This is a genomic window from Streptomyces sp. NBC_00775, from assembly GCF_036347135.1.
Classification (GTDB): Bacteria; Actinomycetota; Actinomycetes; order Streptomycetales; family Streptomycetaceae; genus Streptomyces; species Streptomyces lutosisoli.
This window is the reverse complement of the sequence record NZ_CP108938.1, coordinates 3,770,939-3,787,915: the sequence shown is the minus strand read 5'-3', so window position 1 is coordinate 3,787,915 and position 16,977 is coordinate 3,770,939. Positions and strand designations below refer to the sequence as shown.

12 protein-coding genes are annotated in these 16,977 nt (G+C 72.3%); 3 read left to right on the top strand and 9 right to left on the bottom strand.

The features are described from left to right. Positions 1–22 precede the first annotated feature (22 nt). The 6 genes from OIC96_RS16745 to OIC96_RS16720 all read right to left on the bottom strand — a co-directional run bounded on the left by OIC96_RS16745 (position 23) and on the right by OIC96_RS16720 (position 7,230). Positions 23–1,213, bottom strand: coding sequence for an ATP-grasp domain-containing protein (locus OIC96_RS16745; protein WP_330307066.1), 1,191 nt, complete (start codon positions 1,211–1,213; stop codon positions 23–25). Next, entirely contained in the window at positions 1,210–2,634 is a 1,425-nt protein-coding gene (locus tag OIC96_RS16740) for a citrate/2-methylcitrate synthase (RefSeq protein WP_330307067.1), read from the bottom strand. Before OIC96_RS16740 ends, OIC96_RS16745 begins: the two co-directional genes overlap by 4 nt. 66 nt (positions 2,635–2,700) lie before the next feature. After that, on the bottom strand, positions 2,701–4,356 hold the full coding sequence (locus tag OIC96_RS16735) for an amino acid adenylation domain-containing protein (protein ID WP_330307068.1): 1,656 nt from the start codon (positions 4,354–4,356) through the stop codon (positions 2,701–2,703). A gap of 55 nt (positions 4,357–4,411) precedes the next feature. Continuing rightward, positions 4,412–5,626 carry an MFS transporter gene (locus tag OIC96_RS16730; protein WP_330307069.1) on the bottom strand — a complete coding sequence of 405 codons (1,215 nt, stop codon included), beginning with the start codon at positions 5,624–5,626 and terminating at the stop codon, positions 4,412–4,414. A gap of 267 nt (positions 5,627–5,893) precedes the next feature. Continuing rightward, entirely contained in the window at positions 5,894–6,586 is a 693-nt protein-coding gene (locus OIC96_RS16725) for a DUF7342 family protein (RefSeq protein ID WP_330307070.1), read from the bottom strand. Continuing rightward, positions 6,583–7,230, bottom strand: a complete 648-nt coding sequence (locus OIC96_RS16720; RefSeq protein WP_330307071.1) for a sensor histidine kinase — start codon at positions 7,228–7,230, stop codon at positions 6,583–6,585. Before OIC96_RS16720 ends, OIC96_RS16725 begins: the two co-directional genes overlap by 4 nt. Before the next feature lie 185 nt (positions 7,231–7,415). Between OIC96_RS16720 and OIC96_RS16715 the strand changes: the two genes are divergently transcribed. Further along, entirely contained in the window at positions 7,416–9,716 is a 2,301-nt protein-coding gene (locus tag OIC96_RS16715) for a DEAD/DEAH box helicase (protein WP_330307072.1), read from the top strand. 7 nt (positions 9,717–9,723) lie between these two features. Here OIC96_RS16715 and OIC96_RS16710 read toward each other — a convergent pair whose 3' ends face one another. Beyond that, positions 9,724–10,707 carry an SMP-30/gluconolactonase/LRE family protein gene (locus tag OIC96_RS16710; protein WP_330307073.1) on the bottom strand — a complete coding sequence of 328 codons (984 nt, stop codon included), beginning with the start codon at positions 10,705–10,707 and terminating at the stop codon, positions 9,724–9,726. A gap of 153 nt (positions 10,708–10,860) precedes the next feature. On the opposite strand from OIC96_RS16710, the gene OIC96_RS16705 reads away from it, so the two are divergent. After that, the gene (locus OIC96_RS16705; RefSeq protein WP_330307074.1) at positions 10,861–11,307 is read left to right on the top strand and encodes a MarR family winged helix-turn-helix transcriptional regulator; all 447 of its coding nucleotides are present in this window, start codon (positions 10,861–10,863) and stop codon (positions 11,305–11,307) included. Here OIC96_RS16705 and OIC96_RS16700 read toward each other — a convergent pair whose 3' ends face one another. Beyond that, positions 11,308–13,920 (bottom strand): discoidin domain-containing protein, encoded by a 2,613-nt coding sequence (locus OIC96_RS16700; protein WP_330307075.1) that lies wholly within the window; start codon positions 13,918–13,920, stop codon positions 11,308–11,310. It lies immediately after the preceding gene. 322 nt (positions 13,921–14,242) lie between these two features. Next, positions 14,243–15,349, bottom strand: coding sequence for a threonine synthase (locus OIC96_RS16695; protein ID WP_330307076.1), 1,107 nt, complete (start codon positions 15,347–15,349; stop codon positions 14,243–14,245). Between the two features lie 286 nt (positions 15,350–15,635). On the opposite strand from OIC96_RS16695, the gene OIC96_RS16690 reads away from it, so the two are divergent. Then, positions 15,636–16,898, top strand: a complete 1,263-nt coding sequence (locus OIC96_RS16690; protein WP_330307077.1) for a DUF4190 domain-containing protein — start codon at positions 15,636–15,638, stop codon at positions 16,896–16,898. Positions 16,899–16,977 lie beyond the last annotated feature (79 nt).

Genomic DNA, 16,977 nt, shown 5'->3' with positions numbered 1-16,977 from the left:
CGCTTCCGTTCCGTTGTCCCGGTCATCCGGCGCACACCACCACGAACCGCAGCCGTGCCGCCGCCGCCAGGCTTCGGGCCACCGCCTGCTGTCCGCTGTCGCCGGTGGTGACGACACAGGCGCCGCTGCTGTCGGCGGTGTGCCCGGCGGTGAGGAGCGAGCCGGGCTCCCGCAGCCAGTGGACGGCCTCCACACCGTCGAGGGCGGCGGCCTCCTCCGCGCCGTAGCAGCGCTCCAGCAGCCCGGGGGCGCGCGGTGTGACGAACCGGACGGCGGCCGTGCGGATCGCCCGTGGGCGCACCTCGTCCAGCACCCGCTCGCCGCACACCTGGCGCACCCAGAGCTCGTCGAGGTCCAGCCCGAGGGCCAGCCCGGCCAGTTCGACGATCCGGTCGCCGCCGGGCCGCAGGTGCGTCCCGACCACGCGGGGACCGGCGGGCGTCGCGACGATCTTCGTGTGGGTGGGGCCGTCCTCGACGCCCAGCGCGTCCAGCACCAGCGGCACGTACTCCTCGAACGCCGCGCGCAGTCCGTCGTCGATCGAGGCCGGCAGACAGTGTCCGGTCCGCACCCCCGTCACCGGGTCGGCGAAGGCCTGCGCGACGGACACGATCCGGTGCAGACCCCGCTCGGAGAACGCCTGGACGCCGAACTCCGCGCCGTCCAGGTACTCCTCGGCCATCATCCGGCTCCCGGGCGGCAGCGTGTCCGGGAGGCCGGCCGCCGAACGGACGACACGGACGCCGGCGCCGCCCGTGCCCTCGACCGGTTTGAGCACGAGCGGGAACCCGTGCACCGCGGCGAACGCCGCCACGTCCGCGGCGTCCCGCACCTCGCTCGCCGCGGTGCCGTCCAGGCCCGCCTCCCGCAACCGGTCACGCGTCAGCGGCCGGTGCCGGCTCCGCCGTACGACGTCGGCCGGGTGGAAGCGCAGCCCGAGCGCGTCCGCGACGGCCGCCGCGTACTCCTGGGCCTCCTCGGCGAAACCGCCGACGGCGTCCACCGGGTCGTGCGCGTGCACCGTGCGTGCCGCCGCCGTCCACTCCTCGACGCGGGCGGTACCGGGTACGGCGACGATCCGCTCGTAGCGCGACAGGTCCCCGAGCCGCCGTACGTCGGACACGTCCGCGAGCAGGCTCAGCCGCGCCCCCAGCCGGTGTGCCGTGGCGTGCTGCGGCTCCGCGCCCCCGACGAGCAGCAGATGACCGCTCACCCGGCCGCTCCCGGGTACAGCAGGCCGCGCGGCCCCACATAGTCGAGCAGCGGCCTGATCAGTACGTTGTTGGCGTGCTGTTCGAGCGCCTGGGCGACCCAGCCCGCGGTCCGGCCGATCACGAACAGGGGCACCGCCAGGTCGTCGGGCAGCCCGAGCAGCCGGTAGGCGAGCCCCGCGTACAGGTCGACGTTGGGTGCCACGCCGTGCCGGCCGTAGGGGCGCATCGCGGCGGCGACCGCGTCCAGGATGTCAAGTCCGCGCCGGTCCCCGCGCTCCTCGCTCAACTCCACGACGGTGGCCCGCAGATGGCGGACCCGGGGGTCCTCCGTGCGGTAGACCCGGTGGCCGAAGCCCATCACCGGGCGTCCCTGGCCCTGGAGTTCGGCGACATAGCGCTCTGCGTTGCCGGGCTCGCCCACCTCGTCGATCAGGCGCACCGCCCGCTCCGCGGCCCCGCCGTGCACCGAGCCCGCGAACGCGGCGACGGCCGCGGTGAGCGCGGCCGTCATCCCGGACCGGCAGCCGACGGCGATGCGCGCGGTGAACGCCGAGGCGTTGGCGCTGTGGTCGGCGTGGACGATGAAGCCCTTGTCGACGAACCGCACGGCCGCGGGGGAGGGCCGCTCGCCGAGCAGTGCGGTCAGGAACGCCTCGGCGTACGAGGTCTCGTCGGCCGGCACCGTGAACTCCCGCCCGCTGCGGAAAGCGTGGTGGGCCGCGACCAGCATCGGCACACGGGCGATCAGGGCTGTTCCGGCCGCGAGCGCCTCGCCGTACGTCTCGTCGGCCGTCGTGTCGCGCGCCGGGCCGAACGAGCCGAGTGCGGAGACCAGGGTGCGCAGCGCCTCCATCGGATGGGTGTGCGCGAGGGAGCGAGCCAACTCGACTACAGGCGGGGGAAGTTCGCGCTGGGCCCGGAGCTCCTTGGCGAACGCCTCCCGGGCCGGCTCGTCCGGGAGGTCGCCGCGTACGAGGAGATGGGCGACCTCCTCGAAGGAGGCCCGGCCGGCCAGGTCGTGGATGCTGTAGCCGCGGTATTCGAGGGAGCCCTCCGCGCCGTCGATCCGGGTGACGGAGGTGCGGTCGAAGACCACGCCCTCCAGGCCCCGGTGGACCGTGGTGTGTTCCCCGGCGGAAGCGGCGGAAGCGGCGGAAGCGACGGAAACGGCGGGCCGGGCCCTGGTGTCGGCCGCTGCGTGGCCGTCGGCCTCCGCGAACGCGCGGATGGCGGCCACGGTCCGCAGCTCCAGCGTGAGTTCGTCGTCGACGGGCACGCCGTAGGCCTTTTCCAGGGCGACCATCAGCGAGACGTGGCCGAGGGAGTCCCACTCCTTGATCGACTGGTATTCCAGGGCGGGGGTGACCCGTTCCGGCGCGATCCCCAGCGTGCGGGCGATCAGCTGGTCGACGCTGCTCATGTTTCCTCTCCGGCGGTGCTCGGTAGTGGTGGGCGCCCGGCAACGGGCGCGGGGTGACGGCGGGGGTCAGGCGAGGGCGGCGGTCCGGGAGTCGAGCCATTGGCGCAGCGCGCCGCGGTCGACCTTGCCGTTGGCGTTGACCGGCAGTTCGTCGACCGTGTGCACGGACTTCGGCACCATGTAGACCGGCAGCGCGGCAGCCGCCGCGTCGGACAGGGCCGACAGGTCGTCGGCACCGGTGACGACCGCGGTGATCGTGGCCTCGTCCGGCCACATCAGGCAGACGGCGTCCGTGCAGCCCTGCCGGCGCAGCACGGCCTCGATCTCGCCCAGTTCGACACGGTGTCCGCCGACCTTCACCTGCTGGTCGTTGCGGCCGAGGCAGACCAGCTCGGCTCCCTGGCGGCGCACCAGGTCGCCGGTCCGGTAGTAGGTGCGGCCGGCGTGCTCGAAGAACCGTTCGGCGGTCAGGTGCGGGGCCTGCCAGTACCCGGGGGTGGTCTGGGGACCGGCGACGCACAGCTCCCCGGTCTCCCCGGGGGCGACCGGCGCCAGCTCCTGGTCCACGATCAGGCCGTGCAGGCCCGGGTAGAGCTGTCCGATCGGCACGTTGTCGTGGACGCACTCCGCCGGACTGGTCGCCGGCTCCCAGCGGTGCACGGAGCAGGCGATGGTGAGTTCCGTCGGACCGTACAGGTTCTCGACGACCGAGCCGGGGGCCGCGGCCTGCCAGGCCTCGGCGGAGGCGCGGGGCAGTGCCTCCCCGCAGAAGAGGCTCCAGCGCAGGGACGGCATCGTGCCTGGGGCGAGGACACCGCGCCGGCGCATCACGGCCGCCACCGACGGCACCGAGAACCACACCGTGACGCCGTTGCGCTCCAGGTACTTGAAGGGCGCGAGGAGCTCGATCGGCTCCATGGCGCACACCCGCGCCCCGTGCTCCCACGCCATGAACAGGTCGAACACGGAGAGGTCGAAGGTCTGGTCGAAGGTCTGGGAGAACCGGTCGTCCGGGGTGATGCCGTACCGGTCCTGGTTGGTGTCCAGGAACGCCCGGACGTTCGCGTGGGTGATGGGCACGCCCTTGGGGGTGCCGGTGCTGCCCGAGGTGAACAGCAGGTAGGCCAGGTCGTCGGGGGCGGCCTCGGGCGGTTCGCGCAGCTCGGGCGCCGCGGCGAGGTCGGCGGCGCGCAGGACCGGGCCGCCCGCCGGGCCGTCCCAGGTCCCGTCGCCCGGCAGCAGCAGCGCCGGCCGCCGCTCCAGCCCGGAGAGCAGTTCGGGGAGTTGGGCGGCGGACGCGTCGTCGACGATCAGGGCGTCCAGGTCGGCACGCTCCAGCATGGCGCGGGTGCGGGCGATCGGGAACTTCCGGTTCAGCGGTACGAACGCGGCGCCCGCGCACAGGGCCGCGAGTGTGCCGAAGTACCCGGCCTCGCTGCGGTACGCGAAGACGCCGACCCGTCGGGGCCGTCCGCCGCACGCCTCGACGAGCCGTGCCGCCCAGCGCCGGGCGACGGACGCGGCCTCGGCATAGGTGTACGCGCGGCGGCCCAGGGTCAGTGCGATGTCGTCGGGACGGGCCGCCGCATGCTGCAGGAAGCCTGTACCGAGAGGTCGGTTCGAGGCGTTGGTGGTCATGAGTTCCTGTTCCGTGGTGTGTGCGGGGGCAGGGGTGAGCTCCCGGCCTGCCGCCGGGTCGGTGGAGGGCGGCTGCCGGGTCACGGACGGGGCGGTGTCCCCGGTCGGTTCGGCCGCGTGTCCGGCGCCTCGCCCGCCGTCAGGTCCCGGCGGGTGCCTGGGCCGGGGCTTCCACGCGTGCGCCCGCGGTCAGCGCGACCCGCTCGGCGGTGACGCCGGCTGCCACGAAGACCACGGCCGCGGCGATCCAGCCGGCGGTACCGGAGCCGAGCAGCAGACCGGTGACGACGAGGGGCCCGAGGACCCGCTGGCCGTTCACGCTCAGGTTGAAGACCGACAGATAGCGTCCGCGCTCCTCGGGCGGGGCGAGCGCGATCGACAGGTCCCACACCGCCGAGTTGGCGATGACCTCGCCGAGGGACAGCGCGACCACCGCCGCGGCCAGCCAGGCCACCGAGGTCCAGCCGGGCGAGGCGCCGGACGCGGCGAAGCACAGACTGCCCACCGCCAGCACCGCGCCGGTCCAGGTCAGCATGCGGCTGGTGCGGCGCAGACCGTCGGCGAACCGGCTGACCGGGATCTGCAGCACCACCACGAGCACGGTGTTCGCGGCGAACAGCACCGACACCGTGGCCCGGGGCGCGTCCGTGTGGTCCAGCACCCACACGGGCATGGCGACCAGCAGCAGCGCGTCGAAGAACGACAGCAGGAAGTTGAGCCCGGTCAGTGCCAGATAGCGGGAGTCCGGGACCACCGGCCGCCCGCGTGTCTTCTCCGCCCGGGCCGCCGGTGCCTTCTCCGGTACCCGCAGCACCAGGACCGCTCCGCCGAAGAACGCGCAGGCGATCACGCCCAGGGTGATCCGGTAGGCGGTCGCCGTGTCGAAGGTCAGAGCGGCGCCGGCCGCCATCGCGCCGACGCCGAGTCCGCAGTTGCGGACGACGTTGACGACGGCGAGCAGCCTGGTGCGCTCCTGTTGTTCGGGGAGCGCGCTCGCGACCAGGGCCTGGAGCACCGGCGGCCCGGCCCGGTCGCAGGCCACCGCGCACAGGGTCACCGCCATGAACTGCCAGAAGGAGGTGACGAAGGCGTACGACCCGCAGCAGACCCCGCGGCCCACGTAGACGCCGGCGAGCACCCGCCGTGCCCCGTAGCGGTCGGCGAGCACACCGCCGTACAACGACACCGCAAGCGCGATTCCGCCCGCGGTGGCGAGCCCCGCGGCCACCTGGTTGGGAGTGAGTCCGACCTGCCGCGTGTAGAACGCCATGGAGCTCGCCATGAAGAGCCCGATGCCGAGCGACTGCACGAGCGCGGCCGTGGCCAGCCTGCGACCGCTCGCGGTCAGTTTCATCCCACTCCGTCCCGAGCTCGAATGCCGAGCGAACCCTGCTGATGTAAAGGTGAGCGGAATGGGGAATGGGAAGTTCGTTAACAACGGAGATTCCGTTGCATGTTGAAGTATTCCTTCCCCCGTCCGCTCACGAAGTGCGGCTCGGGAAAGACCGTAGACCAGCTCGCCGGGGGCGTCGCGTTTTCGCGCACACTGGGATTTCCGTGCGGAAATCCCATTCTGCTTGTTTTGCGAATGCCGGGGCGCCGCACGGCGGGGACCGCCCGGTCAGTGTGCGGTCGGGACGCTCACGCGCAGTCCGTAGTGGTGTTCGGGGCGGCCCGCTGCCCCGTACTTGAGGGTGAGCAGGACGCTGCCCCGCTTCTCCATGTGCTTGAGGTAGCGCTGCGCGGTGGACCGGCTCACGCCGGCCTGCTCGGCCACCTCCTGTGCCGAGAGCGGCTCCTGTGCCTCGCGCAGGATCTGGCGGATCAGCTCGGAGGTCGGCCCGGAGAACCCCGTGGACGCGGAGACGGGCACGGCCGACGCGGCCTGCGCGCCGAAGACGCTGTCCATGCCCTCCTGCTCCAGTTCGTCCGCTCCGTCGAACATGCCGTGCAGGGCGGCATAGCCCTCCAGTTTGCGGCGCAGGGCGGGAAAGCCGAACGGCTTCACCAGGTACTGCAGGACTCCCGAACGCTGCGCCGCGCGCACGGACGCGGCGTCCCGGGCCGCCGACACCATGATCACGTCGATCGGCCGGTCCTGCTGCCGCAGTCGCTGCACCAGGCGCAGTCCCGTCTCGTCGGGCAGGTACTGGTCGAGGAGTAACAGGTCGACGCCGCCCCGCTCGATCGCGGCCAGCGCCTCGCCGGCCGAGTGGGCGCGCCCGGCCACCCGGAAGCCCGGAACCCGGGAGACGTACGCGGCGTTGATCTCGGCCACGTGGAAGTCGTCGTCCACGATGAGTACGTTGATCACCGGACGGTCCTCTCCCCGGGGGTGAGCGCCCGGGGCAGTCGTACGGTGAACACGGCGCCGCCGCCCGCGCGTTCGGTCACGCTCGCGGTGCCCTCGTACCGGTCGGCTATCCGTCGCACCTGGGCGAGTCCCGCGCCCCGGCCGCCGCGGGGCTCCTTCGTGGACCAGCCCTCTTGGAACATCAGCTCGCGCGCCCCGGCCGGAACGCCGGGCCCGTTGTCGCCGACCCGCAGCACCGCGCTGTCGCCCTCCGCCCACACGTCGACGTCGACGCGCGGCTCAGGGGTGGGGTGGGCGGCGACCGCGTCCAGCGCGTTGTCGATCAGATTGCCCAGCACCATCATCAGGTCGTGCGGCACGAGCGCGCGGTGCGGCAGATGGCAGCCAGGGCCGATCCGCAGAGCCACGCCCCGCTCCGCGGCGACCGCGCTCTTGCCGACCAGAAGCGCGCTGAGCAGCGGTTCGCGCAGCCGCTGGGCCTGCAATGCGATGCGGGTGGTCCGGGCCCGCGTCACTTCCGCGATGAACTCGCTCGCCCTTTCGTACATTCCCATTTCCAGCAGACCCGCGATGGTGTGCAGGCAGTTGGCGAACTCATGATGTTGAGCGCGCGTCGTTTCGCTGGGAACTCGGATGGTTTTCAACCCTATCCCCCGTGTACGTCGTATACCCCGTAGATCAAGATCCTTTTCTGTCTATCATGAGCAAAATGAGCAGAACAATCTACTCCTGGTAAAGCTTTGACTGCGTGACTTCCGGCATCAAAGATCGCTCCGCCGTCGACTGTCAGTGCCGCGTGGAAGGATGCGCGCATCGGTGCGGACGGCGCATGAGGGGTGTCATGGCGGGTGTGGCGGGGGCGGGAGGGCGACCGCAGGCCGGACAGCCCCCGGTCGGGCGAAAGGCGAGGCAGCTGCTCACGGAAGGCGCGCGGCTGCACGAGGCCGCACGCACCGTGCTCGCCGATCACGCCCGCGCCCTCGAAGCGGTGCGTACGGCACTGGTGCCGATCCAGGCCGAACTCGTCGCCCAGGAACTGGAGTCCATCCCCGTCGCACGGCTGAAGGACGTCACCGAGGGGCGGCTGCGCCTCGGGGCCGTCGAGGCGGCCGGGCTCGGCTCGGTGCGCGCGGTGTACGAGGCGAGCCGCTACGAACTGCGGCAGATCCCGGGGGTCGGTGCCCAGACCGCCGACCAGGCGCTCGCCGCCGCGCGCCAGATCGCCCGCGCGGTCGAGGAGACCGTCTCCGTGCGCCTGGACGTGGACCGGCCCGAGCCCCGCAGCACCGCCCTGGTCGTCGCGCTGCGCAAACTCGTCGAAGCCGGGCCCGAGCTGCGGCGGGCGGTGGACGCCGCCCAGCGGCTCGACGAGCGGCTCGGCGCGCTGCTGCCCGAGGCCCGGCCCACCGCCGGATGGCTGCGGATGGCGTTCACCCGGCGGCACCGGCGGCAGAGCGCGTTCACGGCGGTCGTCGGCATCCGCGAGCTGACGGCCGACGCGGCCACCCGTGACGTACGCCTGCTGCTCGCGCAGGCCTCCACGGACCTGCTGCGCGAACCGGCCTCCGACATCGAGGCCTGGGTCGACTTCGAGCTGCGCTCCACGGAGTACTACAGCCAGCTCGCCGAGATCTCCGAGCACCGGGCGGACGTCGAGGCCGCCGAGGGCTTCCTCCCCTCGGAGGTCGCCGAACGGGTCCATGGGCAGTCCCTCGACGACACCCACCGCCGGGTCTCGCTGCGCGGCTACCAGTCCTTCGGCGCCCGTTTCGCCCTGGCCCAGCGCCGGGTCGTCCTCGGTGACGAGATGGGGCTCGGCAAGACCGTGCAGGCCATCGCCGTGCTCGCCCACCTCGCGGCGGAGGGGCACAGCCACTTCCTGGTGGTGTGCCCGGCCAGCGTGCTGATCAACTGGACCCGCGAGATCCGCGCGCGCAGCACCCTGCGCGCCCTGCCGGTGCACGGCGCCGACCGGCAGGACGCGTACGCCGAGTGGCGGGAGCGCGGTGGCGTCGCGATCACCACGTTCGACGTACTGCACACCCTGCCCACGCCGAACGGGAACGGCCTGTCCAAGGCGAACGGAAACGGCCTGTCCAAGGCGAACGGCACGAAGCCCGGGATCTCCGGCGACCCGGCACCCGGAATGCTGGTCGTCGACGAGGCCCACTACGTGAAGAACCCGGACACCCGTCGCTCCAAGGCCGTCGCCGCCTGGACCGACCGCTGTGACCGGGTCCTCTTCCTCACGGGTACGCCCATGGAGAACCGCGTCGAGGAGTTCCGCACCCTCGTCCGCTACCTCCAGCCCGCCCTCGTGCCCACGATCGACCACGGCACCGCGGTCGCCGGCCCGCACGCCTTCCGCGCCTCCGTCGCCCCCGCCTATCTGCGCCGCAACCAGCGGGACGTCCTCACCGAACTCCCCACGCTGCTCCAGGTCGACGAGTGGGAGGAGTTCAGCGGGGCCGACCAGGAGGCCTACCGGAAGGCGGTCGAGGCGGGGAACTTCATGGCGATGCGCAGGGCCGCGTACGCCGACGCGGAGCGGTCCGCGAAGCTCCAGCGGCTGCGCGAGCTGGTGTCCGAGGCGGCCGAGAACGGACTGAAGGTGGTGGTGTTCTCGTACTTCCGCGATGTGCTCGCCACCGTCCAGGAAGCCCTGGGCACCCCTGCCCGCAAGGACCGGGCGAGGCGCGTGTTCGGGCCGATATCCGGCGCCGTGCCCGCCGCCCACCGGCAGCGTCTCGTCGACGAGTTCGCGGCGGCCGACGGGCACGCGGTGCTGCTCTGCCAGATCGAGGCCGGCGGCGTCGGCCTCAATCTGCAGGCGGCGTCCGTGGTCGTCCTGTGCGAGCCACAGGTCAAGCCGACCCTGGAGCATCAGGCCGTGGCCCGCGCCCACCGCATGGGCCAGGTCCGCACGGTCCAGGTACACCGCCTCCTCGCCGCGGACAGCGTGGACGACCGGCTGCTGCGCATCCTGCGGAACAAGGACCGGCTCTTCGACACCTACGCCCGCCGCAGCGACATGGCGGAGGCGAGTCCGGACGCGGTCGACGTCTCGGACGGCTCGCTCGCCCGCCGCATCGTGGAGGAGGAACAGCGGCGGCTGGCCGCCCAGGGCTGAGCGCGCCTCAGATCCCGTGCACCCACGCCACCGTGAATGGCGTCTCGGGAGTCCCCGGCCCCATCGGCCCGCCCTTGTCGAACTGGGAACGGACGACGAGGGTGCGGCCGTCGCGGCGGACGAGCGTCGTCGGGATCTGGAGCGCGGTGTCGGTGAAGCTCCGCTCCAACCGGGCCGAGGTGCCGTCCGCCGACAGCCGCCAACGGGTGATCGTATTGGTCCTGTTGAGAGCGGCCCACAGCGTGCCGCCGACGAGCTCCAGGCCGTCACCGTTCACCAAGTCGCCGCCGGACAGGGTGACTTGGCGTACGTCACCGGTGGCCAGGTCGACCCGGTAGAGGGCGCCCGACGTCATGTCGACGGTCAGCAGGAAGTGCGCCGCGGCGACGATGCCGTTCAGGGTGAACGCGCCGGAGGGGTGCGGGGACACGACGGCGCCGAGGTCGTAGGCGGTGGTGAGCGAGGAGCGGCCGCCGTGCGCGGCCACCCGCGCCAGTTCGGCCGGGGTCACCCGGTAGATGACCCCCCGCAGGCTGTCCGTCAGATACGCGCTGCCGTCCGCGGTGATCGCCAGGTCGTTGACGAGGAGCGGCGCGTCACCGGGCACGTCGAAACGGGCCAGCAGGGTGCGGGTGCGCAGGTCGTACACGTCGACCCCGGACGTCGAGTCGATCACCCAGAGGCGGCCGGCCCGGTCGGCCTTCAGACCGTTGGCGGTGGTCCGGCCGTCCGCGCCCGCGGGCAGGAAGACCTCGGCCGTACGGCGGCCGGGCTGGGCCCGGTAGACGGCACCGGTGGCGTACGAGCCCACGTACAGGTCGCCGGTACGCGGGTCCGCCGCGATGCCCTCGGGGTAGACGCGGTCGCCGGGGAGTTCGAAAGCGGTGGAGATACGGGGTGCCGCGGTCGCGGGCGGTGCGCCCACGACGGCCGCCGTGACGGTCATGGTGGCGGCGGTCAGGAAGGAGCGGCGCTGGATCGAACGGGACACGACGGTGCCTCTCGGTCGGCTTCTCGCTTATCAATGACGAGTACGAACCTAAGTTAGAGCTCTAATCATCGTCAACGTATTTATGAATGTGTGAGGACTCATCGTCGTATCGCCCATGCAGTGCGCCACGCAGACCGCCGCTACCATGCGGAAATGACGTCCATGCCCGTGTCCGAGCGCCTCGGCTCCCACCTCAAACGGGCCGAGCAGGCCCTCAACGCGACCAAGACCGCGGTCCTGAAACCGGCGGGCGTGACCGTCGCCCAGTACGGGGCGCTGCTCCACCTCAGCACCAACCCGGGTATCTCGGCCGCCGCCCTGGCCCGCCTCTGCGCGGTCACGCCCCCGACCATGAACACGGTCCTGAAGAACCTCCAGGAGCGCGGCCTCATCGAGCGCACCCCGCACGAGTGGCACAGGAACGTCCTCGAAACCCGCCTCACCGACGAGGGCCGCACCGTCATGGCCGACGCGGACGCCCGCGCCGTACGGGTCGAACGCGCCCTGGCCGCCGAGTTCACGGACGAGGAGCGCGACGCGCTGGCAGGCCTGCTGGGCCGGTGCGTCGCGCTCCTCGAAAAGGAACGGCCCCAGGCCTGATCAGCGCCGCACGTCGAGCTCGGCGAGCGCGGCCGGCCCCCGCACGGTGACGCGCACGAACCGGACCGCCGTGCCGTCCGGAGCGTGCCAGCCCTGCCCGTCCGCCGAGACCTCCACCGTGTACGACGCCGGTTGCTCCGTCCACGTCGGCTCGACCGAGCCGACCTGCGCGCCGCGACCCAAGTCGACGGTCAGGGAGGCGCGTTCGGCCGACGGCGACCAGGTCGTGGCCGGGCTGCCGTCCACGGCCGCCTCCGGGTAGAGGCCCGGCTCCGACGAGGTGGCGGTCGCCGGCCGGCAGCGGGCGAGGTCGGTGGTCGGGGCGAGGTCGGGACGGCGGGTCCTGAGGGTGGCCGTACCGGTGAGCCGCACGGGCCCCGTGGGAGTCTCCAGGGTGAAGGGTGCGCCGGACCGCAGGCGGACCGTCGTGGTCGTACGGCCGATGTGGATGTCGTACGTCCGTCCGCGCCACCGCAGCCCCGACAACCACACGCCGCCGTCCGCCAGTTGGGGCGGGAGCACCGGATCGAGATGCAGGGCGTTCTCGCGCAGGCGCAGACCGGTCAGGCCGTGCGTGAAGATCTGCAGGAAACCGCCCTTGCCGGTGAGGAAGTCCTGGGCAGGGGAGCCCGCGAGCGCGTCGCCCGCGCCCGCCTTGCCGCCGCGGGCCTCCGAGAAGAGGGCGAACGGACCCCGGGAGAAGGGACGGTAGGCGCGCTGCAGGAAGGTGTACGCGGCGCAGCCCGGCTCGCCGATCGCGGCCGCGTCGATGGCGTGGACGGAGTCGGTCATGGCCGGACCGTCCGGGTCGGTGCGCCCGGTGTAGTAGTCGAGGGTCGCGGACGCGGCGCCGGCGGGCATCGGCCACTCCAGGGGGTAGAGCAGCAGGACCGCGTCCGCCTGCTTGATCTGGGAGCCGTCGTAGCCCGCGTACTGGAGGAAGACCTTGCGCTCCGGGTCGTACGGCATGCGCAGCCCGCCCGCTACGGCGGCCCAGCCGGGCGGGGCGGGCGCGGCGAGGAGCGCCGCCGCACGGGTCGCGGCGCGCAGGGCGGTGGCCGCGACGGCGTTCGTGTAGACCCCGTCGTCGACGCCGTTGCTGTACTCGTCGGGACCCGCGACGCCCTTGATGGAGTAAGAGCCGTCGGAGTTCTTCGTGGCGCGCGAACTCCAGTACTCCGCAAGGCCCTTGAGCAGCGGCCAGCCGTGCGTACGCAGCCATGCCCGGTCCCCGGTGGCGAGGTAGTACTGCCACGCGGCCAGCGCGATGTCGCCCTGGAGATGGTTCTGGGTGACGCAGTGCGGCGGGTTCCAGCTCTGGCACTCGCTCCACAGACGGCCATGACTCGCGCTCGTCCATGGATAGAAGAGCCCCTGGACAGCGGTCTTGCGCGCGTTGTCGGCGGCTGCGCCACGTGTGCGATAGCGGTAGTCGAGGACCGGGCGGGCGAGGTCGGGCCGGGTGGCGAGCAGTGACGGGAACATCCATGTCTCGGCGTCCCAGAAGACCATGCCCGCGTAGTTGTCGCTGGTCAGGCCCGCGGGCGCGATGCTGTCGGCGGCGCCGGGGCGGAGGGCGGACAGCAGGCCGTACTGCGCCGACCGCGTCCACAGCTGGATGTTCGGATGCCCCGGCACCTCGATGTCCGAGCTCCACAGCGCGCGCCAGGCCGCGGTGTGCGCCGCCATGAGCGCGCGCCAGCCGCGGTCCGCCGCGCGCAGGGAGGCCGAGCGGGCGGCGTTGCGGGGGTCGGGAGCGGTGAGGGTGGTGTCGATGCCGACGTACTTGGTGACGTCGTAGCCACGGCCCGAGTGAACACGGAATGCCGACGACTGACGGGCACTCAGTGTGCCTTTTGCGTCGGCCTCTTGTGGGGGAGAGGGGGCGTCCAGCGTGGACGCCACGGCGCCGTCCACCTTCGTACCCTCCGTGCGGAACGCCACGCCCATCGTGCGGTCGCCGATGCGGCCCGCGTCCGTCTGCGTGAGGCGGCGGGCGCCGCGGCCGTCGATGCGGTCGGTGACGGTGAGTTCGCCGTCCCAGTGCGGGGTGATGTGGAGGCGTACGGCGCCGGTGTGCGAGGCGTCCCGTGCGGTGAGGACGTCGTACGTCAGGTCGGTGCGGCGGCCGTCGGGGGTCGTCCATGTCAGGGCCGTGCGGACGTAACCGCAGCGCAGGGAGAGGGTCTGGCGGTAGTGCGAGATCCGGCTGCGTGCGCCGTACGTCTCGTCGCCGACGCGGATGTCGAGGCCCGTCCAGGCCGGCAGCGCGGCCAGTGCCTCGCGGCCGGCCGTGTTCTGCGGGCCGCGTGCGTAGAGCCCCGCCACGAAGGTGCCGTCGTAGCGGGGGGTGTAGAGCGGCCAGCCCGTTTTCTCGCCGGTGGCCGCGTAGCCCGTGCCGGTGGGCGGGACTCGGGTGCCGAGGTAGCCGTTGCCGACGTAGGGGTGGTAGGTGTCCTTGGCGTCGATGTGGGTCGAGGTGGGCGACCAGGTGGGGTCGTCGTCCGTGCAGCCCGGGGGGTGGGCTGCCGCGAAGGCCGGGGCGAGGGGGAAGGGGAGGGGGAGGAACAGGGCGGCGGCCAGGAGTGGGGCGAGGCGGCGCGGTGTGATCACCGTTTGATCATGGGACGGGTTCCCCGCCGGGGCGCGGTACGCGCGCCGGGCTTGTCCCTCGTTTATCGCCCCCGCCGCCCCTACCCGTCCCATCCCGTTCCTGGGGCTCCGCCCCAGACCCCGGGGGTGGGTTCTTTGGCTGCGGGTGGGTGGGGGCTTGTCGCGCAGTTCCCCGCGCCCCTGAAGGCGCGGGGCTTCGCCCCGCGATCCCCCGCCCGCCCCCAGTTCTTTAGGGGTGCGGGGAACTGCGCAATCTTTTAGGGGGGTCTGGGGGCGCAGCCCCCAGGGATGGGACGGGTAGGGGCGGCGGGGGCGAAAAACCCTACGCTCGCGCCAACCCCGTCTTGACCCCCGCCCCGCACAACGGCACCACCCCCGACCGCCCCTCAAGCACCCCCTCCCGAACAGCCGCCCAACAAGCCACCCCCGTCGACTCCACGTACAACCCCTGAGACGCCAAATCCGCCTGCGCATGACGAATCTGATCCTCCGTCACCGTCAGAAACGTGCCCCCGGACTCCCGCACCGCCCGCAGAATCTGCCGAGCCCGCGCCGGCCGGGCAATCGCGATGCCCTCGGCGAACGTGGGCGCCATGGGCGTGACGCCCACGAGGTCGTCCGCGCCCTCGGCCCAGGCGTGGGCCAGCGGAGCGACTGCCGCGGACTGGACGGCGTAGAGGGCGGGCCGCCGGTCGATGAGACCGGCCGAGTGCAGTTCGGCCACGGCGAGCGCGGCGCCGAGGAGCAGCGTGCCGTTGCCGACGGGGACGACGATGACGTCGGGGAGGCGTCCGCCGAGGTCCTCCCAGAGTTCGTGGACGTAGGTCTTCGTCCCGTGCAGGAAGTACGGGTTGAAGACGTGCGAGGCGTAGAACACGCCCTCCTCGTCGGCCGCCGAGCGCGCCGCCGCGGCCGTCGCCTCACGGTCGCCCCCGATCACACGCAACCGCGCCCCGTGCGCCTCGATCTGCTCCAGCTTCTTCGGCGAGGTGCCCTCGGGGACGTACACCGTGCACGGCAGCGCGGCCCGCGCACAGTACGCGGCGATCGCCGTGCCCGCGTTGCCGCTGCTGTCGGCGAGCACCTGGCGGGGCTTCAGCCGCAGGGCGAGTTCGGCCAGCAGCACCGCCCCGCGGTCCTTGAACGACAGCGTCGGCATGAGGAAGTCGAGCTTCGCGGAGATGCCGTCCCGGAGGGGCACCAGCGGGGTGCGGCCTTCGCCCAGGCTGACGGAGGGAGTCGCCAGCGGCAGGCACTCCGCGTACCGCCAGAGTGAATTGACCCGCCCGGCAAGGGACTTGAGGGACGCGGGCGTCGGCGCGAAGTCCAGGTCGAGCGGGCCGCGACAGACCGGACAGCACCAGGCGAGCGAGCGGGCCGGGACGCGGGTGCCGTCCGCGGGGCAGAAACAATCCGGCAGTGGTGTCATGTGCGCAGGTTAGATGCGCCGATTGGTGACACTGCGTCACGACTTACGCCGACGCGCCAGTGTTGTGGCCCCGCAGGGCCCTTGCGCCATTCCTGTGGAGGCCCCAGCCTTTCGGCTGACGCACAGGGTCAACGCCCCCGCCGGTTTTGCGCGCGCCGTGCCCCCGGCCGTTGTCTCCCTGACCCCCATGACGCCCCCGCCCGTGTCGCGTTTACGATGCGCGCAGCCGTACGGACGTCGTACGTCAGTTCTGCACAGCCCCGCTGGGACTAGGAGCAAGGTACTCGTGGCCATACCCCCGCCGCCCGGGCCGCAGCAGCCCGAGGGTCAGTACCCGCCTCCAGGGACGCCGCCGACCGCTCCGGGGGTGCCGCCGGGCACTCCGGGGATGCCTCCGGGCGCGTATCCGTACCCGCAGCAGACGCCCTATCCGGCGGCCTATCCGGCGCCGTACCAGCCCTGGGGCCAGGGCTACTCCCCGTACAACAGCCCGGCGCCCGTCAACGGCCTCGCGATCTCCGCGCTCGTGCTCGGCATCCTCTGCTTCCTGCCCGCTGTTGGGCTGGTGCTCGGGATCGTCGCGCTCGCGCAGATCAAGAAGCGGGGCGAGCGGGGCAAGGGGATGGCGGTGGGCGGCATGGTCATGTCGTCGATCGGTGTCGTGCTGGTCGCGGTCATGGTCGCCACCGGCGGCGCCCGCGACTTCTGGGACGGCTTCCGGGACGCGGCGAACGACTCGGGGAGCTCGGACTCCGCCTTCTCGCTCAGCAAGGGCGAGTGCTTCGACGCGCCGGGCGGCTCGCTGGAGGGCGTGGCGTACGACGTCGACAAGGTGCCGTGCGCGGGCAAGCACGACGCCGAGGTGTTCGCCGACTACAAGATGAGCGGAGGCAGTTACCCGGGCGACGGCGCGGTCACCGACGCCGCCGACAAGAAGTGCTACGCGCTGGCGGACACGTACGCGATGGACGCCTGGGCCGTCCCGGAGAACGTCGACGTGTACTACTTCACGCCGACCTCGCAGAGCTGGCGCCTCGGTGACCGCGAGGTCACCTGTCTGTTCGGGAACACGGACGCGAAGGGCAGCCTGAGCGGCTCGTTGCGCAACGACGGCACGACCCTCGACGTGGACCAGCTCGCGTACCTGAACGCCGCGCACGGCATCAACGCCGCGATGGACGCGGCGCCCGACGAGGAGTACGTCGAGGACGATCTGCCGGGGCACAAGAAGTGGGCGACCAAGATGTCGGACACGCTCACGGAACAGGCGGACGCGCTGCGCCGCCACACGTTCGCTCCCGCCGCCGCGAAGCGGGTCGCGGTCCTGGTCAAGGACATGGAGCTGTCCCAGAAGGAGTGGGCGCAGGCGGCGAAGGCGAAGGACGCGGACACCTTCTACGCCCACTACGAGAAGGGCATGAAGCTCATCGACCCCAAGAAGACGGTCACCACACGCAAGGCTCTGGGGCTCGCCACGACGCCGCCCGCGTACGACGAGAGCGGCGGCGGCGACAGCGGCGGCGAAGGCGGCACCGGCGCGGAGGTGTGACGGCGGCTATAGCGGGGAGAAAGTGCCTGCGTAAAGCCCTCGGGCGCCACAAGTCATCACATCGAGTGATTCTCTGGCC

What these genes read in the sequence shown, in the direction of transcription:
- OIC96_RS16705 (WP_330307074.1), top strand. Translation starts at nt 10,861, where the DNA reads ATGACGTCCATGCCCGTGTCCGAGCGCCTCGGCTCCCACCTCAAACGG.
- OIC96_RS16740 (WP_330307067.1), bottom strand. Translation starts at nt 2,634, where the DNA reads ATGAGCAGCGTCGACCAGCTGATCGCCCGCACGCTGGGGATCGCGCCG.
- OIC96_RS16715 (WP_330307072.1), top strand. Translation starts at nt 7,416, where the DNA reads ATGAGGGGTGTCATGGCGGGTGTGGCGGGGGCGGGAGGGCGACCGCAG.
- OIC96_RS16730 (WP_330307069.1), bottom strand. Translation starts at nt 5,626, where the DNA reads ATGAAACTGACCGCGAGCGGTCGCAGGCTGGCCACGGCCGCGCTCGTG.
- OIC96_RS16695 (WP_330307076.1), bottom strand. Translation starts at nt 15,349, where the DNA reads ATGACACCACTGCCGGATTGTTTCTGCCCCGCGGACGGCACCCGCGTC.